A 23,524-nucleotide genomic window follows, 5' to 3' on the forward strand; every position below is an offset into this window, starting at 1 on the left:
GATAACAACAATCAGGAACGGTGTGTAAGCCTCGACGTTGGAAACAATGTCGGGGCTAACGTTATTCCTGTTCTTTAAATTGACGAAGCTCGGTTCTCAATTCCTCAATCGAAGTCTGAAGGCTTTTGATCTCACCGACAAATTGGACTAGGAGCCTGCCGGTGGCAAGTCGCAGATTTGAATCGCGTATCTTGCCTAGAATTACATCGATTTCTTTCTCAAGACTACTGATGGCCATTTTTTTCCCCTCCCTTGATGGAACTTAAGTTTTTAACGCAAGCTATTCGGGATTGCCATTTATTTGGAATCGCGTCACGCCATACATGCCGCTTAGTCCAGACCAGCTCCTCGTATTAAAAGCGCTTTATCTTGAACCTGTTCCTCAACGATGGTTTGGAGAGATAGCTGAAATCGCCAATATTCCGGTCAGACGCAAACTCGCGCAACAATCGAGCGATCCGAAATGCTACACCATTAGCGAATTTGGTCGCGGTCGGCTTCTGGAAATTTTCAAACGGAACAACCATCTCGGTCTCGGTATGGTGAGCGGCGCCTGTAGCGGCATGTCTCGCTTCGGCAGGCGTCAACCCCGGCGGTCGTTGATTTGGCCGGCACTTTGTGATTTGCATTAACGGCCTGTTGCGACCATTGTAATTCGGTTGTTGGGGGCTTCTATTAGCGCAAGCTAAAGGGAGGTCGATATGCCGCTTTTCAACGAAGCGAGCCGCATTTACAATTCACTGGAAGTCAACTTCATGCGTAGCTGCTTCAGCACCGCAGCCATTATGCTTGAAGAAAGCGATCAGGATTATTCCGCTGCCGATCTGGCATCCTGCATTGTCATACTTTACCAGAGCGGACTGAGAGATCACGGTTACCTCTGCGAACTATCCGCTCGTCTGGCCCATCAACGATTTGTGAGACGCCATGCTATCGGCCAGCTCTCAACGGCTAATATCAACGACCGATCTCGGACGGTCCCCAATAAACCCGTTGAATACGATCCGCTTGCATAACCTGAAATAAAATACGCGATTTACGCGCTGAAGACCTCCACACCGCCCGCAAATCATTTGGGAAAGCCGGAAGGGCCGCAGAAATGGCAAACCGTCCTCACCGGTGGCAGTGTATCGTTCAGACTGCAACTGAGACGCCGCTGAACGATAGCGCGAAGCAAGGACTTGTACCGCATTTGCCAAGCGCTGCCCGGACAAATAAACCTTTACAACTGGGTCGTCGCGTAGCTTGGATGCGCGTAAGCATGGACCGTCTGATGCATTGAGAAAGCGCCTAAATACAAAACGTTCACGACGAAAATAGCGACCTGTTCTCGGAACTTTTGTCGCGTTTGGAAGGCGTTCAAAGATACGAGAGAAGCTTCGGAGAGCCCGCGCGGGTCGAGGCACAGGCCGGAATTAAGCCCCACCGCCTACGAATCCGCTCAGTTTGTCTAAGCGGATTCTAGCCAGGCGAATCTGACCTTTACCGCCGGACCGCTGCACGAAACTTGTGAAATCTGTTTTCATTCCAATAAAAACAGGCAACCATCGGCGTCATCGTGCATTAGAAAGAGGGGGCATGGAGGACAGCAACATGCCAAGGACTTCGACCTTCGATGAGCAGTTGATCGAATTGTTGCCAGCGCTGAGACGTTTTTCGAGAACCCTTTGCTCTCAACCGTGCGACGCTGATGACCTGATCCAGGAGACAATCGCCAAAGCTTTGAAAAGCGAGCATCAATATTTGCCTTATGGCACACTTAAGTCATGGCTTTTCACCATTATGAAGAATACCTTTTGCAGCGTTTGCAAAAGACACGGCGCGAGACAGCTCTTAATGACTGGTCCGGACTTGCGCTGCCTGCATCGCAAGATAAGGCGATGGAGCTGCAGGATGTAGGCAAAGCATATCAAAATATTCCCGAGATTTACCAGAAAGCATTGAGGCACGTCGTACTGGAAGGCTTATCCTATCAGGAAGCCGCCACTGCCATGAACTGCACCGTGGGAACAGTTAAAAGTCGTCTGTCCCGCGCACGAACTCAGCTCGAAACAGCATTGGGCTGAACCAGAGGATGAACCGTCCGAAAGAGGAACAAATGGATATTCTGACCATAAATGACGTCCGGAACGTCTGTTAATCAGCCTTGCGGGCGATACGGAGGAGATACGCAACGCCCTACTTGAGAGGGCCAAGGGATACATGCTTCACGCTATTCACAGCGGGGAAGTGGTACTCGGTGAAGCGGTCGAACATATAAACCGCGATGATGAAGAGACCGAGGTATTAGATAGGAGATACGTTCCCTGCTAGCGACCCCGTCTCCGTCACGACGACGTCCATTCCGGCATCGGCTGACCCGATATCATGTTTGAGCCGTTATTATGGCCCAACCAGATGATTCTTTTAATCGAATAGACTTTAGCACCAAGGGTTGCTCTGCCGCCACCGGCCACACTTTAGCAGGGCGAGCCGAGGATATAATTCGCTTAGACTTTTGGAAGCGAAGATGACTTCAGACAACCGCGAATTCTGGTACGCGAGGTCTTCAGCCACACGTTGATCAGGTTGCGGGAAGCTTGCTTGGCGGGGTAAAAGAACCGGTTCTGAACCGTGCATTCGAGTACTGGAAAATTATAGATGAGAAGGCAACCGCTAACCTTCAAAAGGTAAGGATGAAGGGTGACCGTCATAAAAGTAGCGTTCATCAAACGTTCTTAACAGCGGATATGGCACGTTAAAAGAGCCCCGGCGCTGTTACGGGCTACCGGGGTTCTCCGCTCGGCAAGCCCATGTTCTTGCTTCGCGCGCTCTCAGGAGCAGCATAATAACTATTCAAATTTGCAAAAGTTCCTGAACGGATCCGTGGGCCGATTATCATATCGTGACCGGCACGGGTTGGCATTGGTAGTGTTGGAGGGCAAAAGCTATGAACGAACGGCCCAGCTTTGCGATTGCTCGATCGGAACGGTCAAAAGCCGTCTGCACCGCGCCCGTCATAAACTTCACGATATCGTGGATGGAGCTTAGATGGTGTTATCCAGGCATCGGCACTCCCGAAATCGTGTCATCGCTCGGAATGTAAATTCTGCACGAGACATCTTGTTATTCGGTAATAGACATGGCCAACTGCTTGTAATGTTTAGTCCTAATGATGATGCTATGCGTCTTTTCGCAGGAAAGCGCATTTTGGTTTTCGAAGATGGATTTCTGCTTTCGGAAGAAGCGGAATCCAGATTGACGAATGCTGGCGCCGTAATACTCGGCCCCGTCACAACGGCCAGCCAGGCGTTGGACTATCTGGAATGTGAAGCCATTGACGCCGTCGTTATGGATGTCGCTCTGGAGCCGGAAGCGGTACTTTCACTCATCTCCGAACTGGAGCGAGGCGCCGTACCCTTTATATTCGCCCTGCCGGATAATCCCAGGCTGGATGGCCAGCGCTTCGCTGGCTTTATATTGAGCGCTCGCAACAATGACCTCTCCACGATAGCGGAAGCACTGTTTCTGCGACGCAACCTGGAACAATAGTCACCCTCATCGCATCGACTGACCTTGGCTTCTTCTCCAGACAGAACGCCGGGAACATGGGGCCAACTTCGCTGTTAGAGCTGCGGGGCGCCAATGAAGGACAAGCCAAGATGGAAAGCCGATATCCCAAACCGCCGTTCGCAACCCAGCACCAGCCGATGCCGGGCATTACCGATAAGATGAACCCAAAGCCGGATCACGGAGAAGCCACCTATAAGGGTTCAGGAAAACTGAAGGGGCTGCGAGCAATCATCACCGGAGGAGACAGCGGCATTGGTCGCGCTGTTGCAATTGCATTTGCGCGGGAAGGTGCGGATGTCTTGATCGCCTATCTGGAAGAAGATGAAGACGCGCTTGAGACCAAAGGACTTATCGAGAAAGAGGGTCGAAAAGCCGTCTTGATGAAATGCGATATCCAGCATGCCCAAACCTGTCGCGAGTTGATTGATTGTGCGGTAGGCGAACTAGGCGGAATCGATATTCTGGTGAACAACGCGGCTCATCAGGCAAGTTTCTCCCAACTCGATGATATCAGCGACGAAGAATGGGAGCTGACATTTCGCGTCAATATTCATGCGATGTTTTATCTAACAAAAGCCGCCCTTTCTCATATGAGACCCGGCGCTGCGATCATCAATACGGCTTCCATCAATTCAGATATGCCGAATCCAACCCTTATAGCCTATGCGACGACAAAGGGTGCGATCCAGAATTTTACCGCTGGGTTGGCCCAGCTTCTTGCAGAAAAGGGAATCCGTGCCAATGCGGTCGCGCCCGGTCCGGTTTGGACCCCGCTCATACCGTCAACTCTTCCAGAGGATGCGGTGCGGAATTTTGGCAAACAGACACCGATGAAAAGACCTGCTCAACCGGCGGAACTCGCTTCGGCTTATGTCATGCTGGCGGACCCTCTATCGAGTTTCACATCCGGTGCCACCATAGCAGTCACGGGTGGCAAGCCAATTTTGTGATGCGTACTCGTTCGCTTTGCGGCCATCGCTCCCCTGCATTGTTATTTTCGTGGATCAATCAGCGCTATGCCGAATTCCGGTCGATAGGTCCTCACCATAGTGCTGGTATTTTCCTTGATAATTACTTCGAGCGTCGGTCGCACCAAGGCTTCAATCAGGTGCCCGCCTTTCGCCTCACCATTGCGCATTCCCAAAACCACATGCAAATGAAGGTTTGGACTGGCCTCTTCGTCCAGAGCGCAATCACCCAGCAAGCTGAGTACCTCGCATTGCTCGTCAAGTTCGATCCGGTGATAGTCTTGTTGCTCAAGGTCGAAAAATCCAAGCGTAGCGCGTCGGAAAGCTCCAATCGCGGTCACCGAGGCTGCCGTTAGATCCTGTTCCCGGACAAACCGGGTAAGTGTCGCGACCACCGCTTCTTCCGGAACGAGAATGACGACGAAGATCCGCTGCCCCGCTCCCTCTCCCAGCAGTTTGAATTGCATTATCTGGGCCTCCTGTTTTCGGGTTGTGAAGATGCAACCAACAGCAGGCCAAAAAGTTTCAGCTTGCGGTCAAAGGAAAATTCGCTCGCAACGCATTTCCAGATTTGTCTGCTACCGTACCAAAAATCATTTGCCGGATCAGAGTGTTATAGAATCCCAACCGTCAAAGAAAGTTGAGGGGCACGACGGCGAATAGCTGGTACTTTGCCCGAAGTAGCACAGATGTACGACGAATCTAAACTGCACAACAACCGCCTGTTGAAGAGTCTGCCTCCAGATATTCTCAATAGTATTTATTCGTCCCTGGAACCTTTCACGCTTGAGCGCGGTCAGGTTATTGTCAGGGCCAATCAACCGATCGACTATCTCTACTTTCTTTGCGGCGGGATCAGTTCGGTCATCGCCGTAACGACCAGAGGTCAGCTGGCAGAGGCTGGGCATGGTCGGACGCGAAGGGTTTTCACCAACCTCAGGAGCGGTTGGGGCTACAACCAGCATTCATGAAGTGATCATGCAAGTCAGCGGATATGGTTATCGGATAGCCGTCAGTGCTGCACAAGCGGAAATCAATCGCAACAGCGTGTTTGCCAGTTTATTGGCTCGCTACATTCAGACGTTCGCCTCACAGGTTTCTTATACTGTCTGGGCGAACGTAAACTTGCATATTCACGAACGGCTGGCGCGCTGGCTCTTGATGTCGCACGATCGTGTTGACGGGGATGAAATTATCCTGACCCACGACTTCATAGCTCTCATGCTCGGTGTAAGACGCCCCAGCATTACGACAGGACTTCACCTACTGGAAGGCAAAAAACTGGTGCGATCAGAGCGAGGCCGCATCACAATACGTGACCGGAGAGGGCTCGAAGATTTCGCCGGCGAAGCCTATGGAAAACCCGAAGAAGAATATAGCCAGCTTTTCGGCCCTCAAAACTAGGCGTCACCGACAGGTCGAAATCCCTGCATCAGCCGCAAGTATTCCTTTTCCGGCCAGCCATAGGCGTCTCGAGCATAGCTTTCCAGCCCGTGACGATTCCGAATAAAGACAACTCCTCGTTTGGACTTGATCAAGCCCAATCCTTCAAGAACATGAAGAGAAGTCGTGACACTTGGACGACGAATGGCAAGCATTATCGACAGAAACTCGTGAGTGATTGCTATTTCATTGCCTAATATTCGATCATCACACATCAGGAGCCATCGGGCCAATCGTTGCGTGACTTCATGAATGGCATTCGAGACGGCGGTATAGGCAAGCTGAACGGAAAACGCTTCGATGGAGCGGATCATGATCCTGGAAAAACTGCGGTTTTCGTCCATCCACCACCGAAACTTCTTATAAGGCATTTCATAACCTTGCGCAGCAACCTGAACCAGGACATCATAAGAACTGTTTTCGACGCCAGCGATTGCAGAGGTTGGAATATAACCATCGAAGCCGAAAATTCCCGCTTCTGCACGTTTTCCTTCGGCGGTCGTCACAATAACCGAACCGATACCTGTCGTGAGAAAATAAACCTTCGCGATCGGTTTTCCCGTTTCTGCAAGTATCGTCCCACGCGGAAGTTCCACATAGATCGTGTCGCGGATGATGGCCTCATAATCCGACGACGGAAGCAAAGCCAAAAGTTTGTTGGCCATGGTATTTTGTGGCGGAAACGGCATATGGTGAACCTCATTCCATCATCATGAAGAGGAACACGCGGAACAAAGGTTGGTTCCCAAAACCCACCGGTTACCGTCTCCATTCCGTACGCTATCGTACCAAAGCGAAATAAGAAGTTTTAAGACTATCTATGTGCAGTAAACGGCGTATCGTTGAAGCTTCGTTTCTTGATGGAGACTGTTATGCCGTTATTTAATGAAGCCAGCAGGATTTACTCCTCAGATGAAGTTAATTTCATGCGTAGTTGCTTTTCTCGGTCTGCGATAATTCTCGAAGAAAGCGACCGTCCTTATTCAGCCTCTGAGCTTGCAGGATGCATCATACGACTATATGAAAGCGGCTTGCGCGACCTTGATTACATTTCAGAGCTGGCAGCAAGACTTACTCCCCCACGATTTGCCCCCCGACATCAGGATTTCGCGGCCAACTCTAATCACTTGCAGAAATTCGTTTAAGTTATCGTTTCCGAAGACTCTTTTCAGCCGTATACAAGCTACTCTCGAGTTGCGCTCTGGCTCTATTAAGCCTGCTCTTGATCGTTCCGACCGTACAGCCTGACGCCATCGCTGCCTTTTCGTAACTCAGCCCGTTAAATATCACCAGATCAAGAACGCTCTTATGTGCCGGCGACAGTTTAGTGAAAGCCTGCCCGACATCCTGCAATTCCATAGCCCAATCCTGCGATGGGTTGATTGTTGGCCCCTCCCAATCCTCAATTGCATCTTCGCGGCGGGATCTCTTGATCCTGGTGCAGAAGGTGTTCTTCATAATGGTGAAAAGCCAGGATTTGAGCGATCCATAGGGGACGAACTTATCGCGATTGCGCAGAGCTTTTAATAGCGTTTCCTGAACAAGATCCTCCACGTCGGAACGCTGATGGCACATCGTTCTGGCAAATTGATGAAGCGCAGGCCCAAGCGCCAATAACTCTTCTTCGAACTCGGATATCGAGGGCATGTCTCTCCTCCTTCCCCCCGGTAAGGTAAGGCTCAGCGAGCCCGTTAGTTCCTCCGCAAGGACTGTCTGTACGATAGCGTACGGTTTTTTTGGAGCGGAGCGTGGTGAGCGTTGGAACCAGCCGTAATCAGCTTCGCCTCGTCGCTCAAACCCCGGGAATTTCAATTTGGAACGAAAACGGTGCTGGCTGGTTCGGCATATTTAACAGGAGTTTGGCAAATGACTATGGAAACCCAAGTCGTTTCGATGGAAGACAATGAAGCCTATTCGGTTCAGTTTTTTGACGATGCAGGAACTGCCGTTTCTGTCTACTTCCAGAACCCGCAGCATGTTCACTTGTCAACAGCCGACGCGGTGAACGAAGCAACGGCGCGGATGTTGCGTCTGCTTAAGGGAGCCTGTGGGCAAAACATCGTAGAAAGACTTGAAGGATAACATGCCTCTGGAAACCGGGCTTCTACACGGAGATTTGCGAGACGGCTGCATGCATCTATGCATAGACATGCAGAATCTTTTCGGACCTGCTTCGCCTTGGCACGTGCCATGGATTGACGCGATCTTGCCCAATATCGTGGATATCTGCTCCCAGCGCAGTGAAGAAACGATCTTTACCCGCTTTATACCTCCAAGGTCACCCGACGCTGCCCTAGGAGCATGGAGAGGTTACTACCGCAAGTGGGAAACCCTTACTCTCAATCGTATTGATCCGTCATTCATCGACCTCGTCGACCCGTTAGGAGATTTTTCGCCACCTGCGGTTGTACTTGATAAGACTGTTTACTCCCCCTGGACCGAAGGCTTCCTCCAGCGATATCTGCGCAAACGGCGCGTTGATACTGTGATCGTCAGCGGAGCGGAGACCGATCTTTGTGTTCTCGCAACGCTATTGGGCGCGGTAGATCGCGGATATCGGGTGATCATTGTCCACGATGCAGTATGCAGCGTTTCCAATCAAACCCACGATGCAATTATCTCTCTTTGTCACCAACGATTTAGTGAGCAATTGGAACTCGTCAGCACGGGTGAGCTGATCGACTCCTGGCGACAAACTTGTTGAACCACGGAACTTTCGAATTGGTGAAGGGTTCACTGTATAAAGGATTTCGGCATGGAACAGGTGCACTGGGATGACGCTGTCGTCATTGAAATTGCGGACGGCATTACGCAGACGGTGAGAACCGTAGCAGATGCCGAGAATATACTACTGTCTCAATGGAATAGGTTCGAATTAGGTAGTCTCGGCGTCGCTATCAAGGCTTGCCTTTTATGCACGCACGACATTGGAAGTACCGAAGACGCTAGACTTGCTTTCGAACAGGCCGCTTCGATGTCAGGAATCCTGGCGTAACTCTTTGGCCGAGCATGACCTTTCAGAACCGATCTCAAGGCGGCCCAAACACGTCAAATACCCATCTGTCTGCTGCTCATAAGGGAGATCATGACGAAAAGGGACTGGAATGAAGCATTCCTGATCCAACTAAGTAGAGTCAAAAAGACGACCCTCACCCTGCAATTGGCGAAGAGGGGCAGAGAATTTCACAGCAAACCCTTCTGTTCGGTAGTCAGCGTCAACCTCGCCGGCGCCCAACAACCCCATTCTTATCAGCTTGGAGCCAAATCCGGTCTTAGTTGGCGCGATAACAGGCGGCCCGCCAAACTCAGCCCAATGCAACGAGAAGACCGCATCGTCTTGCCTTTTTGAGACAGCCACTTCCAACAGCACACGCCCCTCACTGTTTGAAAGAGCGCCATATTTGATCGCATTGGTGGTCAGTTCGTGGATTAGAAGCGAAAGCGTTGAAGCTCCTTTAGGGCCGATCAGAACGTCCGGTCCGCTTATCTGCACGCGATCCGCCACCGCCAGCGCGTTTGTTATTCCGCTCACAATCTGACGAAGGGAACCTTCAGAACTTTTGCCCAATCGCAGCACATCGTGTGCATTTCCGAGTGCAAACAGGCGCCTGGTAAAGGTGTTGATCACCTCTTCATCAGCATTGTTATTGAAGGTCTGGCCAGCAATCGCTGCTACGACGCTAAAGGTATTCTTGATCCGATGAGCGAGTTCGGCATTCAGTATGCGAGCATGCTTTTCCGCCTCAACCTTTGTCGTGGTCTCGATGACGGTATCCATCATGCCAGCCACTCGCCCTCTTTCATCGTAAATCGGGCTGTAGCAGAAAGTAAAATAACATTGCTCAGGATATCCGTGCCGATCAATCACCAAGGGAAAGTCTTCTACAAAAATGGCCTCACCCGCATAGGCCTTCTGGACCATCGGTTGAATTTCATCCCACGCTTCGGCCCAAATATCGCGGAATGATGCTCCCATGCAGTTCTCTTTCTCACCGAGAATCTGTCGGAAGGCGTCGTTATAAATCGTGGTGAATTCCGGTCCCCAGATAATAGCCTTTGGGAAATGCGAAGCCAGCATCATCTGAACCGCAGTTATCAGAGAAGTGGGCCACTTTTCCGGCTTTCCGATTGGATTGCTGTTCCAATCCAACATCCGGATTTCATCGGCCGACTGTCCACGCGCATGCAAGAAAAGCACTGCACTATCCATAAATTTTTCCATACCGGTATGCGGAAGATTCAAAGGCGACCAAGGAAAAACATATTGAGTTCAAGCCGTAAATGCCAGGCGAATATCATTCGTAAGAGCCACTGCAACAAAAAGGCGGCCCCACGGGCCGCCTTTCTATATTTCCGAGATAACGCTTGTCAAAACTTGTAAGCTACGCCCAAACGAACGTCATGTGTTTTGAACTTGTCTTCGACACTTACATCCGTGCCAAAATCAAAGTCCTTCTTACCGTAATCAGTGTAGCGATATTCAAGGCGCAGAATGAGGTTGTCAGTAGCAGCGTAGTCAACACCCGCACCAGCCGTCCAGCCAGTATAGGTTTTGCTTTGCGATACGCTGATTTCATCCACACCGTCCGTTGCTGAAAGCGTATTTTTCACGCTACCGAAGGCAACACCGCCCGCGATATAGGGCATGAAGCGATCAAATGCGACACCAGCCCGTGCGCGAACAGCACCCGACCACCGCAACTTGCTCTCAAGGTCACCAGCAATATCTCCGTCAGTAGCGCTGTAGTTGTCCTTTAGATTATTATAGGTGATATCGCCGTCGATACCGAGAATGAAGTTATTGCCGACATCAAAGTTATAACCGGCATAAAGACCACCGAGAAAACCGTCCGGTTTCACACGGAAAGCATCTTCGAATTCCGATTTTCCCCACCCGTAGCCAATCTGCCCACCAATATAAGCGCCAGTCCAGCTAAAAACAGGTTCAGCAACGATTACTGGCGCAGGCTCCTCAACGATAGCGTCAGCAGCTTTCGTACCGGTTGTAGCAATAAGAGCAACAGTTGACGCCAAAAGAAGAGACTTAATTTTCATGGCATTTCTCCGTGATCTAATAGCCTAAGGTTATTTCGTTATTTAAAGGATAACTCATGAATGAAATATGTCTGTAGTATTAATGTCACAACCAGATCGAGAGCCGACATTTCGCCACCTGCTGCTAAAAGCGGTTAATTAAGTCTTTCCACTAACCTAAAACATACTGATCGATCCATCATGATGACCAATGGCGTTCTGCGCCTGCCAATCAATAACCGCATCGTGCCGCGAGATCGTGAACCGTCAACAGCCATCGTCATCCGTTGGTCAGCTCTTTTCCGCCTCGATGAAAAGCAGCCATTTCAAAGTGCGACGCTCGGCATCGCTAAGCTCAGGCGCAACTAGCCGGATAGCTCCAGCGGCATCGATCTGCGAGCCAAGTTTTCCGGCCAGCCAGTATTCGGGGATGGCAGGATGTATATAAGACTTCCGACATATCGCTCTGGTATTGCCGAGCAGGTGCGCAACCTTATCGATTTCGCTATTAAGCCTCTGCTTTTGCGCCCTGTCACTCTCAGGCAAATCGAGGCAGCGTAGTAACTCAAGGGCAGTTGCCGTTGCAGCCCATGTCCGGAAATGCTTCGACGTGAAATCGGACCGCATGGCCATTCGCAGATAGTCATTTATATCCTGTGAGGAAACGGGACAACGGTCACCCTCCTCGTCAATATATTGAAACAACTGTTGCCCAGGCAAGTCCTGTATGGAGCGTACGATACGGGCAATTCGTTTATCGGAAAGCTTGAGACTCCACAGTTTGCCCGATTTTCCAGTAAAGACGAGCCGCAATCCGCTACCATCATCCCGCAAATGCCGATTGCGAAGCGTAGTGACCCCAAAGCTTTTGTTCTCGCGTGCATAATCTGGATTTCCGACCCGCAGCAATAGCCGATCCATCAGCCAGATGACGGTTGCAACGACCTTTTTACGACAGAGCGAGCGTCGCTGCATATCAGCATCAAGTGCTTTACGCAGTCGGCTAAGTGCACGGGCGAAGTCTGGTAGATTTGAGAATTTGGTTTCCTCCTGCATCGCCATCCACGCGGGGTGATAACGATATTGCTTCCTTCCGCGCGTATCACGCCCGGTTGCCTGTATATGTCCGCGCTGATCGCAACATATCCAGACATCGCTCCAAGCAGGCGGAATGGCAAGCTTAGCAATCCTGTTTCGATCTGCGACGGAAATCGCCTTTTTGTCAAACTGGACATAACGGAAACCGGCTCCACAACGCAGGCGTCTAATTCCCGGCGCGGTATCGCTGACATGGAGCAGCTTGTCCTGAGCAGCTTCGTTTTCAAGCGACGGTACGGCGGAAGACTTTTTAAGCAATTGGCAACTCCAGTTGTACTTTCCTTGCCGAATAACCACTACAAACCGCGACAAGTTCCCAAGCTGAACAAATCTGATCGGGAACTATCGGGCTTCAAACAGGTTATCCTGTTCTTTCCGGAGGATCAGCTCGTGCCCCACAGTTTCTGGAAAGGCTATCTCAAACTCTCGCTCGTCACCTGTGCAGTGGAGCTGACACCTGCGACCCGCGAAAACGAGAAGGTGCGCTTCCACACCCTGAATGCCGAGACCGGCAACCGGGTGATCAGCCGATATGTGGATTCCGTTACGCACAAACCTGTACGAGATGACGATGAGGTCAAAGGGTTCGAGAAAGACGACGGCAGCTATATCATACTTGAAGAGGATGAGCTGGAAGCTGTGGCACTCGAGAGCACCAGAATTATAGACATCGACAAGTTTGTACCACGCGACAGCATTGGCTGGATCTGGTACGATAAACCGCATTATCTCGCGCCTTCCGACAAGGTAGGTCAGGAAGCCTTCTCCGTCATTCGGGAGGCAATGTATAAAAGCGCAGTCTTCGGTCTGGCCCGCCTCGTCATGTACCGGCGCGAAAGAACAGTGCTTCTTGAGCCAAGCGGGCGCGGGATTGTCCTGTGGACGCTGCGCTTCGGCGATGAGGTTCGGAAAGCGACCGACTATTTTTCAGATATTGAGGAAGGCAAACCGGACACGAAGCTTCTTTCCATGGTCCGCAGACTCATCAAGGGCAAGACAGAAGATTGGAACTCCGATTTTCTTCAGGACCCAATGCGGAAGAACCTTCAGTCGATGATCGCTGCAAAGAAGAAAAAGAAACCGGCAACAGAGTCGAAGCCGCGCAAGACGGCACCAGAAACCGAAGGCAATGTGATCAACATCATGGATGCCCTACGAAAAAGCCTCGCCGGTGAAAACAAAAAAAAATGATGTGAAGAGCGCTGCTTATTTCTTCAGCTTGGGCAGCGGTGTTTCCGCGCTGCTAAAATCCTTCCAAGGATCATTATTCAACGCAGCCAGCCGGGTCGGCGTGTTGAGAATAGTAAAATGGGTGGGGCCTATTGCTGGCGTCACTTCTTCCCACCCAAGCGGCATGGAAACTGCAGCGCCAGGACGTGCTCGCGGCGAATAGGGTGCTACAGCAGTCATGCCGCGCTGGTTGCGTAGATAATCGATAAGAATTTTACCTTTGCGCTTGGCCTTGGAAATAGTCGAGACATAGCGATCAGGGCTGTCCGCAGCCATCTGATCGGCAATAACCTTGGTAAAACTCTTGAGGGCGTCCCAGTCGGCCTTCGGTTTCAATGGCGCGACCACATGCAGGCCCTTGCCGCCGGACGTTTTAACAAACGTCGTCAATCCGAGTTTTTCCAGACGTTCCTTAGTCTCGGTCGCAGCTTCGATCACGCGTGGCCAGGGAACCCCCTCACCCGGATCGAGGTCCATGGTCAACATGTCCGGCAGTTCCCAGTTTTTAAGCGTAGAACCCCAGGGGTGAATTTCCAGCGTCGCAGCTTGCACCAGACCGATCAGTCCGTCAAACTCCCGAATACTGATGTAAGGTTCTTCTTCCTTGTTCTTTGGGTCCTCAACCTCGACAATATGCTTATTCAGCCCTTTCCATGCATGTTTTTGGAAAAAGTGTTCTCCGTCGATGCCAGTCGGGCAGCGCACCAATGCCAGGGGGCGGTTGACGATAAAAGGTTCGATGCGAGGCCAGACATCGGCGTAATAATCGGCAAGCCCCTGTTTTGTGACACCCTCACCCGGCCAGTAAATCCGGTCGGGATGTGTGAGCTTCACGTCGATTTGATCTGGAGCTCTGCCGGAAACACGAGCTGACATGGTTTGCTTCTCCCATATGATGTCCTTGGCAGCTTTATCGTCGCGCAATCCTCTGAAAGAAGCGTGACGCAAACGTTTGTCAGCCGTCCAGGCGCCAAATTCGATTTCTGCTACCAGTTGCGGCGTGACGAACCTGACGCCGCGTTTTTCATCTGCGGTCAGTGGTACGGCGAATGGACTCTCTTCCAGCCGCATGGCTTGCAGCCGTTTGTAAAGTTCTTTTGCAATCCTGACCGAAAAGCCCGTTCCCACCCGGCCCACGGGAACCAGCCCCTTTTTATCCTGTACACCCAAAAGGAGCGAACCGATTGCCGCTCGCGTTGCCGTCGAGGGAACATAGCCTGCAATAACGAATTCCCGTCGTCCAATGCATTTCGACTTACGCCAATCGTTGCTGCGACCGCTTTTATAAGATGCCTCCCTGAGCTTCGACACAATGCCCTCAAGGCCTAGTCCGCAAGCTTTCTTCAGTACCGCAGCCCCATCGGCATCAAAGGCCTCGCTGAAGCGAAGCGTTGACGATGATCCGGAAATTAATTTTTCAAGCAACGTTTTGCGCTCAACCAGAGGAGTCTGGCGGAGATCTTCGCCATCAACATGCAGAAGATCGAAGAGATAATAGACAAACCGATCCGAACGCCCCTCGCTTAAATCCTCTTGCAAAGCTGAAAAGTCGGACAGTCCCGACTGGTTTTCGACAACGATCTCCCCGTCAAAAATGGCTTTGTCTACGCCTGCACCAATAAGATCGTCAACAATCTGCTGGCCAAATTTTCCGGTCCAATCCAGTCCCCCCCGCGAATACAGGATGACCTTTCCCCCTGCAATATGAGCCTGAATGCGATAACCGTCGAACTTGATCTCGTGAAGCCAGCGGTTTCCATCTGGAGCAGCTGATACGAGCGCAGCGAGCTCAGGTTTGACGAAATCCGGCATCGGTCGCTTCTTCGCATTTTTGATATGTGCGCCCCCACCCTCCTCTTGAGCGGTCGAATTCTTGTTGATCGGACCAGTTTTCGACGACCAGCCTGGCGCTTCGTGTTCGACATCGGCGATGGCGCGACCGGTTTTTACTGATTTCGGCATCTCTTCGAGAATGTCAGGTTCATCTGGATTTCTGGCGAATTCGTCCTCACCCTTGATGAGGAGCCAATTCTCTCGCTTCTCGTCTGGCTTTCCGTGCATCCGGACCAAATGCCAGCGACCTTTGAGTTTTCTCCCTGTGAGCTCGAACTCGAGATGCCCTTTCTTGTATTGCTTATGTGCATCACCAGTGGATTTCCAACGCCCTTTATCCCAGACGATAACTGTACCACCACCGTACTCGCCTTTAGGGATCGTGCCTTCGAACTCCGCATATTCAAGCGGATGGTCCTCCACATGCACGGCCAGTCGCTTTTCGCCAGGAACAAGGCTTGGACCTCGCGTCACCGCCCAACTTTTCAGCACGCCATCCATCTCAAGGCGAAAATCATAATGCAGTCTGCGAGCATCATGTTTTTGCACGACAAAGAGCTCGCCTTTTGTGCGTGAAGACTTACCGCGCGGCTCGTTAGTCAGGGTAAAATCGCGCTTCCTGCGATAGGTTTCGAGTGGCTGTCCCATGATCAGCCAGCCTTTTTTCTAGACTTTGTTCTAGATGTTGCCCCGGACTTGGCTTTGCCTTTTGTTGCTTTGGTCGGCGCCTGCCCGGCCCGACCCAGGTTTGCACTCTTGCGAAGAGCCTCCTTGAGATCGATAACCTCGGCAGTCTTCGGCGCAACCGGCTTCTTGAGCGGTCTCCCGTCAATCTTGGCCTTTATCAAATCTGCCAGTGCTGCATCGTAACGGTCATCGAAGCCTACGGGGTCGAAACTGCCCATCTTGGTGTCGATAATATGCTGCGCCAGGTCGAGCATTTCTTGATCGAACTTGAAAGTGCCCAAGTCGGCAAATGCCTCCGCTGCCGCTCGTACCTCATATTCGAAATTGAGCGTCGCGGCTATCAGACCATCATCGTCGGCACGGATCAGAACTTGTCGCGCGCGGCGGAAAAGGACAGTCTCGGCAATTGCGGCTACCTTTTCAGATTTCATGCCCTCGCGAACGAGTACGAAACTATCGCTGTCTCCAGCCGGGGCAAGATAATATGGCCGGTCGAGATAGACATCGTCTATCTCGTCGCATTTGACAAATCGGGTGACATTCAGCGTCTTGTCACTTTCGGGAATGGCCGCGGCGATTTCCGCTTCGTCGAAACTCAAATAGGTGCCCGACGACACTTCATAGCCCTTGACCTGGTTCTCGCGCGGCACCGGTTTGCCGGTATCGCTGTCTACGAACTCGCGGTTGAGGCGATTTCCCGTCTTACGATTAATCAGATGGAATGAAACACGTTCGGAAGTCGATGCCGCCGTGAACAGCGCGACAGGACACAAAACCTGACCAATTTTCAGCTGGCCTTTCCAGTTTGCACGGCGTGCCATCGATTTAGCCCTTCTTCCGCTAAGCGCCATCTTCGCCTGGCCTGGTACCACCAGTACGCTTCAGATAGTGTGCATATGCGAAGCCGCTTACGAGAAGCACTGGCAGTCCCACCAGAACAATCCAAAACAACAACTCACCCATCTCACTCTCCCCTATGTTTCGTTGAAGACATAGATTTTGCTGCGTGAGACAAACTCGGAGAACGCCGCAATTGTTCCGATATTGCTTAGCGACGCGTAATTATAAATATTCTATCTATAATGATAATTGAAGAATCCAGGATGTTATCAGAGTTATCTAGAAAAAGCTCGATCACATGCTGGGACCAAACAGCTGGCGCTCGTGGACAAAGGGGTCTATATGCTGACGCGGCAGGACGGGCCGCAATGCGCTCTTTGCCGGGCACGACGATGGCGCTTCATACTGCTCATCTGTCGATCTCCTTAAAATTCAAGGCATTTCTGGTTGGATTCAGTAGGTGGCGGACGCAGGTGTGATCTCCGACGACAGGCTTCCTGGGTAACGGCCAGACGTTGAAGATCGGATTGCTTAATGATCCAGGGCGAGCCTTTACATAAATGTTCGGCAGGCAGCCGCCCTTCGATGATCATACGACGGATCGTCGAGGGACTGACATCCAGCATATCGGCAGTTTCTTCTAACGACAGTTCACCACGATCCTTTCGCTCTCCTTGGCGATAGGGTTTAATCTCGCGAACGTTGCGTAACGAACATACGCCAGCTCTTGTCCAGGAAGCCCCGTGGGCAGTCTTTTTTCAGGAGCGATTAAGCACGGCGGCAATCGCATAGTCGGGCATATGACGTGCGAGAACACGTACAAGATCCACGACCTCGGCATCCGTCGTCCAGCGCGTCACACCAACACGGTTCTTCTTAACCTTCAAGCGCGTGTGGTCTCCGCCCTGCCAATGAATGATGAGATCAAGATGCTCGTTGTCCTGGTCAACATCGACGATGATCTCCGATAGCACCGTGCGCAGGATCTTCTTCTTGGTCTCCGAAGTAACGCCCGGACGCTGCCAGGCGCGGGCCAGATCGTCTCCCAGCTTGAGCAGCGTTTCACGATCGCCGATGCTGAGACCTGGAGAAGGTGAATTGGTTAAACCTTCGATTTCTCGTTCGATTGCACGCATGGCGTCGATGCGCTCGTTCCAACGGCGTTCAAGCTCGCCCGCGACGTGGCGATTGTCGGGATCCACAGCGTCGTATTGACGATAGGCTCGGTTTGCTTCGTACTGTGCCTGTTCGAGGGATCTTTGGAGTTGGCGTAATTTTCAGACTGCTCGGCTCCCTGAGCTTTCATCGCATTTAGCGCAGCCTCAACGCCCAGGGGCTGAAGCCGCTCCAGAACTTCTTGTGCCACCCTTCGATAGAGGCGCATTCCTCCGAAGCCAAGACAGATTGCTACAGCTGCTTTGTTGAATTCTCCGCGACAGACATATTTCTGCGTATCACCACCCCTTCCGGTGTATTGAACGTAAAGCCGCCGACCACATCGACCACATCGCAGCAGCCCCGGCAAAAGCGCTTCCCCGCGACGAATGGCTCCCCGGCTCAGAAAGCTTTTGCCGCTGACATTGTCAGCGATGATGCGCTGATTCCGTACAAAATCGTCCCAGGAGATATAACCCTCGTGACGGTCATGAAGCAGCACTTCCCAAGCTTTCCAATCTCGCTGGGGATTTCGTTTTACCTTTTTCCGGCCGTTTTCGATTGTCGTTCGGACACCTCGTCGGCCGAATGCATATGCGCCAGCATAAACCGGGTTGGTGAGCATATGGTTCAACGTCGTATAACTTGGTGTACGCCATCCGATTTTTGCATTGTTCGATCCTCCAACGACGACCCGAAAGCAAGATCTTCTCCTGGATCAATCAGAGCAAAACCTGCCGGATCGATTGCAGTTCCACGAATTTCCTGAAGACGAAATCAAGCGCCTCGCGAACACGAACGTCCGGGTTCTTCTCGATCCGGTCGTCATTAGTCTTTACGTAACCGACTGCAACTGTCGTAAAATGCTCGCCACGTCGAGCCTTTTGCTTTACGGCTTCAACGGATCGCTGTCGAATGACGCTGAGCTCCATCTCGCTCATTGTTCTCTTCATTCCCAAGAGCAAGCTGTCGTTGATCGACCGCGAATCGTAGACACCTTCCTCATCGACAATGAGTGTGCCGACTAAACCGCAAAATTCCAGTAGTGTATGCTAGTCTCGACCGTTTCGCGCGAGCCGGGAGGCCTCGATCGAGAACACGGCGCCGACGCGCGCCTCGCAGATTAACGCTAACAGCCGCTCAAATCCACGTCGTGCAACGCCGCCCCAGACTTACCGAGGTCATCATCAATAATCTCCACGTCGTTCCAGCCAAGTTCACGCGCGCGAGCCTCAAGGCCGTATTGTCTGCGCTGGCTCTCCAGATTGTGCGCAACCTGGTCGCTCGATGACTGTCGGACGTAAACTACAGCGCTGTGCGTCAAATGATCAGCGGTGATCTTCGTCATGACGCACCTCCTGACCTGATTGGGCTGACAGTAAGTAGGGTTTTGCGACGGCTTCCTTTAGCAGGACCAATAGCAATTTCGCGGCTTCGGCTTGTATCGCTTGAGGCAGACGATCCGCTTGCGTTGTTGTGAACAGATCCGGCTGCTGCCTTTTCATCATCGTTCTGGACATGAGGACCTCCTTCTGCGGGAGGCGACTCCCCCCGAGGAGACAAGGATACAAGGACATCAAGGAACACACGAAGCTCGAGAAGTCTGGCTATGGGCAGAAGCGGATCAGTCACGATTTTTATCGATGCTGCTTCACGCTCCGTCATCCAGGCTGGCAGAAGTTGGGAGCGCCCGCACTCGCGCCGAACCTAAAGTGCCGACGCCCATCGTGAATTTGGTCGGCGAGCACCACCAGCTCGCGTCCAACGTCGGGATGGAATGGATATTGTACTCTAACTTCGTTGCCCAAAATTATTGTATTATGCAGCCCCTTCGGACGAAGGGGGCCGTAATTGGGCCCGGTTTGCCAGCCTGATCGGCACTTGTAAAATGAACGGCGTCGAGCCCTATGCCTACCTGTGCAACCTCTTCACCCGTCTCGCAAACGGCCACCTCGCCAAAGACATCGATGCCCTGATGCCATGGGCATACGCCGCCCGCATCAAAGCCTCACAATGAGCTCGTCAGATACTATCCGGTGAGCTCACATCCGGCACGCTGGTAGCTTTGCACCGTAGCCGAAATTGTAAAATCAATGGGGCGTAGACGGCGCATACCGTTTACCACCGGTATTCATAGCTTCGGGGTTTTCCCTTTACAAACGCAAAAAGAGGGCCGTAGCCCTCTTTCAGTCAGTATAAATAGAAAAGATCAGAAGCTAACCTTCAAAGAGGCATTGAAGCCATTTCGTTGTGCTCCGGAACCAAACTGGCCGCTATAGGACACGCCAAGCGTGGCATCTTTCGAAAGTTCGAAACCCAACCCGGCTTCGATGATAGCGGTATCCTTTGCTATCGGGGCGCCTGTAACGGTGAAAGCGTTCGAGCCAACAAAGCTGGCCGTTGAAACGGGGTTCACGTTTCCTGCAGCATGTCTCCAGCCAATATCGGCGCGGGCGGTTGTTTGGATGCTTCCAAGATCGAAGCCAGTCGATGCTCGAAAGCCAAGCGTGCTGAACGTTGTGCTTGTGGTATCGGATTCCGTGGATAACGCCGCTGCGGTTTGGCCGTCCTCATCGAAACCATCAGTTTTCAAACGGACATAAGACAAATTGGCATACGGCTCGAGCACAGCCTTCGGGAGTTGGATCTTGTATCCGAGTTCACCAAATATCTGGAACGTTCCTGCGTCGTAATCGGCACTCAAGCTATCACCGAAAGTGGGGAACGCGACATATCTGTTCATGTCCAACTGATGCCAGGTGTAGGCAACGCCTGAGTTGAAGGCCAATGCGTTGCCGTTTGGCATCTGCCATTCAGTACCCGTGTAAGCACCAATGGTGTAGTTATCGCTGCTGCCGGATGATGCTCTGCTATCGACTTCGAAGGAGGTATGACTATAGCCAGCCAGGAGGCCGAGTCGCCAGTTTTCGTATACAAGCCTGTCGATACCGGTGACGAACCCGCCAACTGAAGATTTCAGCCGACCCGTGTTGCCATTCGGATCCTGTTCACTCCAGGCTCCGTAAGCGTATCCCCATCCCGTATAAAGATTTTCAGAACTCGCTTTTGGCGTCACAGTCTCGAAGGCTTCAGTCTTATTGGGTTCAGAAGCATAGTTCATCGTGGCCACTGGCGCTGTAGGTGTCGAGCCGTTGGCTTGTTGCAGCCGATTGGTGATTGCGCTGTTGATGAACTGCGACTGATTGATCAGTGCACCTTTCGCGGATGCGTAAGCTTCACCTGACAGATCATTAAAGGCCGACCGGGCTTCTTCAGCCGACTGCATCAAGAGCGTGTTGTAAAGTGCCAGTGAACTTCCGGTCTGAGGGAGGGAATCCAGAGCCTGAGCCGTTGCGAACTCATTTCTCGTTTCTGTGACAGTCGTGAACAAAGGCGTTGGTTTCGGATTTTCTCCTTGCCCGGGGTTGCCACCTGGATCTGGATTGTTCGGTTCGGGTTCGGTTGCAATAGGCTTCAGCGCGACGTTGAAGGCATTTGAACTCTGATCTGGATCGAGTGTGAAGGTTAGGAACGCTGAGTTCGATGTCACATCCGCAAATTGTCCGTTAACCAGATTAGCTGCAGACAGAATGTTGTAATTCTGGCCTGCTTGGTAGCTGATTTCGGGATCAAGTGCCGTGATAACGAGATGCGAACCGCTGATGTTTGCCCGACCTGTTACATTGACGAGATCGGCAGTGCCGTCGCCAGCCAGCTCAGCCATAAGGTAGGAGCCAGCCTGCAGGGTTAGGTCACCATTGATCGTCAACGTTCCAATCGAATTGCCTGGCGACAGAATACCACCGGATTGAATGCTTATGAGTGAACCTTTGCCTGAACCCAGCGTGCCGTATCCGCCGAGTGTTGCTCCGTCGAAAACAGTCACATTGCCGCCAAGCTTGCCGTTCCCCAGATTGTTCCCAACGATCAACTTGCCGCTCTTAACCGTGGTTGAGCCTGCATATCCAGAACTGTCACCTGTCAAAGTAAGGGTATTGGTACCTTCTTTGATTATATCGCCATTGCCAGCATAGATACCCTTCCAGGAAAAGGCATTTGAACGATCATAGATTAAGGTGCCAAGGTTGGTAATCGTACCAGTGAAATTGGTGCCACCGATAAGTCCCGTTGTACCGCCATTGCCCAGCTGAAGTGTGCTGTTGGGGCCAATCAGAACATCTCCTCTTGAACTACTGGTGGCAGTAAGAGTGAGCTTTCCGCTGCCGACTTGCACGAAGTGACCTGTTCCAGTGATTTCGCCGCCATAAACGACATCATCGGAACGATTGAAGGTGACAGTGCCATTGTTAAGGATATTCCCAACGATGGAACCAGTTGTTCCGCCATCGCCCATCTGCAGCAGAGTGCCGTTCGATAAGCCAATGCTCCCTGTAAATGTATTCTCCCCCGTTAAAAGTAATGCCCCGCTACTAAGAGAAATACCACCAGTTCCGCCAATCTGGCCACCAAATGTGGTCCCAATCGTGTTGTCGATGGATAGCGAACTGGCACCGAGGTTTATAGTTCCGTTACCTGTCAGGTTCCTAACCTGAGCACCTGAAACGTTGGAAATGTCTAGCGTTCCATTTACGATGACATCATTCGACGAATTGATCCGTCCCTGTCCAGACAAAGCCAAAGTTCCGGACTCAATATCCGTTACACCTGAATAACTATTCATTCCCGTAAGGGTGAGTGTGCCCGTGCCAAGTTTTGTAAGGCCGCCGAAGCCGGAAATCTGGTTGCTCGCAGTGGCATTATAATAATTGTTGAAAGCAATGGTCGTGCCGCCGTTCAGTAAATTGACATTGCCATTGCCGATATGGCCAAGCGTGGCTCCGTCACCGACCTGTAACGTTCCGGCCTGGATATTCCACGGCATTGAATCGCCAGTTGTTCCGACAACAGTCCACGTGGCATTAGTGGTTTTTTCGACGGCAGAGAACCCTGAATATAGCCCGATATTCAGATAAGAATTTGTGGATCCACCGAGATCCAGAACATTACGGTCGCCAGCTGATATAACGGAACTATTGAATGAATAACCGTTTCCAATAATAAGTCGGTTGTCGTTGCCAGAGAATTTTAAAGCTGGGGCCGATAGAAGACCGATTGAGTCCAGCCCCGTAAGAATGGCACCATAATTGCTGATGACATTCCGATTTCCGGTTACGAGTACGCCTGATCCACCAGTTGCTATGGGGCCGAACAAATATCCCTGAGCGGTCGCGCCACCCGAAATAGTGCCGGAATTCGTAACGTAGTTGTCGTTACCGTTAATTCTAAGGCCAACACCGCCATTGCCGACGACCTGATCGGGCGTGAATTGTCCAAATCCAGGTTGTCCTCCCTGACCTCCGGAAATCTGTCCCGTGTTTGTGATGTTTAATAATTCACCAGTAATGTCTATTCCATCGCCACCCGAGCCACCACTGCCGCCTATAGAACCATAGCCGCCCATTCCCCCGTTGCCACCCGTTACTGTGCCCGAATTAAATATGGTCGACGCGGTCGCTTTGTTTGCAATATCGAAAATCAGCGCAGTTCCACCGCCACCGCCACCGCCGCCATTGGCATCAACTGTTGTGATGAATGTGTTCCCACCGTTCCCACCGTTACCGCCTGTGAGGACAAAGTCATTATCCAAACGAAAGAAATTGAGATAGTCAATATAGATTAGACTG

General features: G+C 51.7%; 24 protein-coding genes and 4 pseudogenes. 12 read left to right on the plus strand and 16 right to left on the minus strand.

Annotation, left to right across the window (positions count from 1 at the left end):
• The first annotated feature begins 701 nt into the window (after positions 1-701).
• The 6 genes and pseudogenes from CES86_RS21485 (at position 702) to CES86_RS21505 (ending at position 4,502) form a co-directional block, all read left to right on the plus strand.
• Entirely contained in the window at positions 702-1,016 is a 315-nt protein-coding gene (locus CES86_RS21485; RefSeq protein WP_094515387.1) for a hypothetical protein, read from the plus strand.
• 577 nt (positions 1,017-1,593) lie between these two features.
• Positions 1,594-1,758: pseudogene (locus tag CES86_RS27980) on the plus strand (sigma factor); the annotation flags it as partial.
• A gap of 8 nt (positions 1,759-1,766) precedes the next feature.
• Positions 1,767-2,066 (plus strand): sigma factor-like helix-turn-helix DNA-binding protein, encoded by a 300-nt coding sequence (locus CES86_RS27985; RefSeq protein ID WP_235819980.1) that lies wholly within the window; start codon positions 1,767-1,769, stop codon positions 2,064-2,066.
• Between the two features lie 799 nt (positions 2,067-2,865).
• Entirely contained in the window at positions 2,866-3,030 is a 165-nt protein-coding gene (locus tag CES86_RS21495) for an RNA polymerase sigma factor (RefSeq protein WP_268876092.1), read from the plus strand.
• A gap of 132 nt (positions 3,031-3,162) precedes the next feature.
• Positions 3,163-3,531, plus strand: coding sequence for a response regulator (locus CES86_RS21500; RefSeq protein WP_094515388.1), 369 nt, complete (start codon positions 3,163-3,165; stop codon positions 3,529-3,531).
• Positions 3,532-3,641: 110 nt separating this feature from the next.
• A complete protein-coding gene (locus tag CES86_RS21505) occupies positions 3,642-4,502 on the plus strand; it encodes an SDR family oxidoreductase (RefSeq protein WP_094515389.1) in 861 nt (286 codons plus the stop codon).
• Between the two features lie 41 nt (positions 4,503-4,543).
• On the opposite strand, the gene CES86_RS21510 is transcribed toward CES86_RS21505, so the two are convergent.
• Entirely contained in the window at positions 4,544-4,987 is a 444-nt protein-coding gene (locus CES86_RS21510; protein ID WP_094515390.1) for a PPC domain-containing DNA-binding protein, read from the minus strand.
• Positions 4,988-5,209: 222 nt separating this feature from the next.
• On the opposite strand from CES86_RS21510, the pseudogene CES86_RS21515 reads away from it, so the two are divergent.
• Positions 5,210-5,924, plus strand: a pseudogene (locus CES86_RS21515) (Crp/Fnr family transcriptional regulator).
• Here CES86_RS21515 and CES86_RS21520 read toward each other — a convergent pair.
• Together CES86_RS21520 and CES86_RS21530 are read right to left on the minus strand one after the other, a co-directional pair.
• Positions 5,921-6,652: a Crp/Fnr family transcriptional regulator gene (locus tag CES86_RS21520; RefSeq protein ID WP_094515391.1), complete on the minus strand. Its 732-nt coding sequence runs from the start codon at positions 6,650-6,652 to the stop codon at positions 5,921-5,923. The pseudogene CES86_RS21515 and the gene CES86_RS21520 overlap by 4 nt on opposite strands.
• Before the next feature lie 457 nt (positions 6,653-7,109).
• Complete coding sequence (locus CES86_RS21530; RefSeq protein WP_094515393.1) at positions 7,110-7,610, minus strand: sigma-70 family RNA polymerase sigma factor; 501 nt, start codon at positions 7,608-7,610, stop codon at positions 7,110-7,112.
• A 111-nt stretch (positions 7,611-7,721) separates the two neighbouring features.
• Here CES86_RS21530 and CES86_RS27305 point away from each other — a divergent pair, with 111 nt between their 5' ends.
• The 3 genes from CES86_RS27305 to CES86_RS21545 are packed head-to-tail and all read left to right on the plus strand — an operon-like array spanning position 7,722 to position 8,958.
• The gene (locus CES86_RS27305; RefSeq protein WP_143851101.1) at positions 7,722-8,045 is read left to right on the plus strand and encodes a hypothetical protein; all 324 of its coding nucleotides are present in this window, start codon (positions 7,722-7,724) and stop codon (positions 8,043-8,045) included.
• A gap of 1 nt (position 8,046) precedes the next feature.
• Positions 8,047-8,667 (plus strand): cysteine hydrolase family protein, encoded by a 621-nt coding sequence (locus tag CES86_RS21540; protein ID WP_094515395.1) that lies wholly within the window; start codon positions 8,047-8,049, stop codon positions 8,665-8,667.
• Positions 8,668-8,718: 51 nt separating this feature from the next.
• Positions 8,719-8,958, plus strand: coding sequence for a DUF982 domain-containing protein (locus tag CES86_RS21545; RefSeq protein WP_094515396.1), 240 nt, complete (start codon positions 8,719-8,721; stop codon positions 8,956-8,958).
• 129 nt (positions 8,959-9,087) lie between these two features.
• Here CES86_RS21545 and CES86_RS21550 read toward each other — a convergent pair whose 3' ends face one another.
• The 4 genes and pseudogenes from CES86_RS21550 to CES86_RS28225 all read right to left on the minus strand — a co-directional run.
• Entirely contained in the window at positions 9,088-10,173 is a 1,086-nt protein-coding gene (locus CES86_RS21550; protein WP_235819982.1) for an HWE histidine kinase domain-containing protein, read from the minus strand.
• Between the two features lie 158 nt (positions 10,174-10,331).
• Positions 10,332-11,018, minus strand: coding sequence for an outer membrane protein (locus CES86_RS21555; protein ID WP_094515397.1), 687 nt, complete (start codon positions 11,016-11,018; stop codon positions 10,332-10,334).
• Positions 11,019-11,288: 270 nt separating this feature from the next.
• Positions 11,289-12,053 carry a DNA topoisomerase IB gene (locus CES86_RS21560; RefSeq protein WP_235819983.1) on the minus strand — a complete coding sequence of 255 codons (765 nt, stop codon included), beginning with the start codon at positions 12,051-12,053 and terminating at the stop codon, positions 11,289-11,291.
• Between the two features lie 105 nt (positions 12,054-12,158).
• Positions 12,159-12,392: pseudogene (locus tag CES86_RS28225) on the minus strand (DNA topoisomerase IB); the annotation flags it as partial.
• A gap of 93 nt (positions 12,393-12,485) precedes the next feature.
• Here CES86_RS28225 and ku (CES86_RS21565) point away from each other — a divergent pair.
• Positions 12,486-13,286: a non-homologous end joining protein Ku gene (gene ku, locus CES86_RS21565; protein ID WP_094515412.1), complete on the plus strand. Its 801-nt coding sequence runs from the start codon at positions 12,486-12,488 to the stop codon at positions 13,284-13,286.
• Positions 13,287-13,301: 15 nt separating this feature from the next.
• Here ku (CES86_RS21565) and ligD read toward each other — a convergent pair whose 3' ends face one another.
• The 8 genes from ligD to CES86_RS21595 form a co-directional block, all read right to left on the minus strand.
• Positions 13,302-15,806, minus strand: a complete 2,505-nt coding sequence (ligD, locus tag CES86_RS21570; protein WP_094515399.1) for a DNA ligase D — start codon at positions 15,804-15,806, stop codon at positions 13,302-13,304.
• A gap of 2 nt (positions 15,807-15,808) precedes the next feature.
• On the minus strand, positions 15,809-16,666 hold the full coding sequence (gene ku / locus CES86_RS21575; protein WP_094515400.1) for a non-homologous end joining protein Ku: 858 nt from the start codon (positions 16,664-16,666) through the stop codon (positions 15,809-15,811).
• A 444-nt stretch (positions 16,667-17,110) separates the two neighbouring features.
• Entirely contained in the window at positions 17,111-17,311 is a 201-nt protein-coding gene (locus CES86_RS27990; RefSeq protein ID WP_328589823.1) for a helix-turn-helix domain-containing protein, read from the minus strand.
• A 132-nt stretch (positions 17,312-17,443) separates the two neighbouring features.
• Entirely contained in the window at positions 17,444-17,821 is a 378-nt protein-coding gene (locus tag CES86_RS27995) for a hypothetical protein (RefSeq protein ID WP_235819984.1), read from the minus strand.
• Positions 17,788-18,465, minus strand: a complete 678-nt coding sequence (locus CES86_RS28000; RefSeq protein ID WP_143851102.1) for a recombinase family protein — start codon at positions 18,463-18,465, stop codon at positions 17,788-17,790. The genes CES86_RS27995 and CES86_RS28000 overlap by 34 nt, the downstream gene beginning before the upstream one ends.
• A gap of 97 nt (positions 18,466-18,562) precedes the next feature.
• The gene (locus CES86_RS28005; RefSeq protein ID WP_328589824.1) at positions 18,563-18,781 is read right to left on the minus strand and encodes a hypothetical protein; all 219 of its coding nucleotides are present in this window, start codon (positions 18,779-18,781) and stop codon (positions 18,563-18,565) included.
• 188 nt (positions 18,782-18,969) lie between these two features.
• Positions 18,970-19,188 (minus strand): recombinase family protein, encoded by a 219-nt coding sequence (locus tag CES86_RS27740; RefSeq protein ID WP_208617833.1) that lies wholly within the window; start codon positions 19,186-19,188, stop codon positions 18,970-18,972.
• Positions 19,169-19,360, minus strand: coding sequence for a hypothetical protein (locus tag CES86_RS21595; protein WP_094515401.1), 192 nt, complete (start codon positions 19,358-19,360; stop codon positions 19,169-19,171). Before CES86_RS21595 ends, CES86_RS27740 begins: the two co-directional genes overlap by 20 nt.
• Before the next feature lie 305 nt (positions 19,361-19,665).
• Here CES86_RS21595 and CES86_RS21600 point away from each other — a divergent pair.
• Positions 19,666-19,857 (plus strand): annotated as a pseudogene (locus CES86_RS21600) (transposase domain-containing protein); the annotation flags it as partial.
• Between the two features lie 192 nt (positions 19,858-20,049).
• On the opposite strand, the gene CES86_RS21605 reads toward CES86_RS21600, so the two are convergent.
• The coding region (locus tag CES86_RS21605; protein WP_328589825.1) for an autotransporter domain-containing protein at positions 20,050-23,524 on the minus strand (3,475 nt) is incomplete at its 5' end.

The organism is Brucella lupini (assembly GCF_002252535.1).
Taxonomy (GTDB): domain Bacteria; phylum Pseudomonadota; class Alphaproteobacteria; order Rhizobiales; family Rhizobiaceae; genus Brucella; species Brucella anthropi.

Coding starts and splice junctions, on each gene's coding strand:
- CES86_RS21485 (WP_094515387.1), top strand. CDS start 702: ATGCCGCTTTTCAACGAAGCGAGCCGCATTTACAATTCACTGGAAGTC.
- CES86_RS27985 (WP_235819980.1), top strand. CDS start 1,767: ATGGCTTTTCACCATTATGAAGAATACCTTTTGCAGCGTTTGCAAAAG.
- CES86_RS21500 (WP_094515388.1), top strand. CDS start 3,163: ATGCGTCTTTTCGCAGGAAAGCGCATTTTGGTTTTCGAAGATGGATTT.
- CES86_RS21505 (WP_094515389.1), top strand. CDS start 3,642: ATGGAAAGCCGATATCCCAAACCGCCGTTCGCAACCCAGCACCAGCCG.
- CES86_RS21510 (WP_094515390.1), bottom strand. CDS start 4,987: ATGCAATTCAAACTGCTGGGAGAGGGAGCGGGGCAGCGGATCTTCGTC.
- CES86_RS21520 (WP_094515391.1), bottom strand. CDS start 6,652: ATGCCGTTTCCGCCACAAAATACCATGGCCAACAAACTTTTGGCTTTG.
- CES86_RS21530 (WP_094515393.1), bottom strand. CDS start 7,610: ATGCCCTCGATATCCGAGTTCGAAGAAGAGTTATTGGCGCTTGGGCCT.
- CES86_RS21540 (WP_094515395.1), top strand. CDS start 8,047: ATGCCTCTGGAAACCGGGCTTCTACACGGAGATTTGCGAGACGGCTGC.
- CES86_RS21545 (WP_094515396.1), top strand. CDS start 8,719: ATGGAACAGGTGCACTGGGATGACGCTGTCGTCATTGAAATTGCGGAC.
- CES86_RS21550 (WP_235819982.1), bottom strand. CDS start 10,173: ATGGATAGTGCAGTGCTTTTCTTGCATGCGCGTGGACAGTCGGCCGAT.
- CES86_RS21555 (WP_094515397.1), bottom strand. CDS start 11,018: ATGAAAATTAAGTCTCTTCTTTTGGCGTCAACTGTTGCTCTTATTGCT.
- CES86_RS21560 (WP_235819983.1), bottom strand. CDS start 12,053: ATGCAGGAGGAAACCAAATTCTCAAATCTACCAGACTTCGCCCGTGCA.
- ligD (WP_094515399.1), bottom strand. CDS start 15,806: ATGGGACAGCCACTCGAAACCTATCGCAGGAAGCGCGATTTTACCCTG.
- ku (WP_094515400.1), bottom strand. CDS start 16,666: ATGGCACGCCGTGCAAACTGGAAAGGCCAGCTGAAAATTGGTCAGGTT.
- CES86_RS27990 (WP_328589823.1), bottom strand. CDS start 17,311: ATGCTGGATGTCAGTCCCTCGACGATCCGTCGTATGATCATCGAAGGG.
- CES86_RS27995 (WP_235819984.1), bottom strand. CDS start 17,821: ATGCGTGCAATCGAACGAGAAATCGAAGGTTTAACCAATTCACCTTCT.
- CES86_RS28000 (WP_143851102.1), bottom strand. CDS start 18,465: ATGCTCACCAACCCGGTTTATGCTGGCGCATATGCATTCGGCCGACGA.
- CES86_RS28005 (WP_328589824.1), bottom strand. CDS start 18,781: ATGAGCGAGATGGAGCTCAGCGTCATTCGACAGCGATCCGTTGAAGCC.
- CES86_RS27740 (WP_208617833.1), bottom strand. CDS start 19,188: ATGACGAAGATCACCGCTGATCATTTGACGCACAGCGCTGTAGTTTAC.
- CES86_RS21595 (WP_094515401.1), bottom strand. CDS start 19,360: ATGTCCAGAACGATGATGAAAAGGCAGCAGCCGGATCTGTTCACAACA.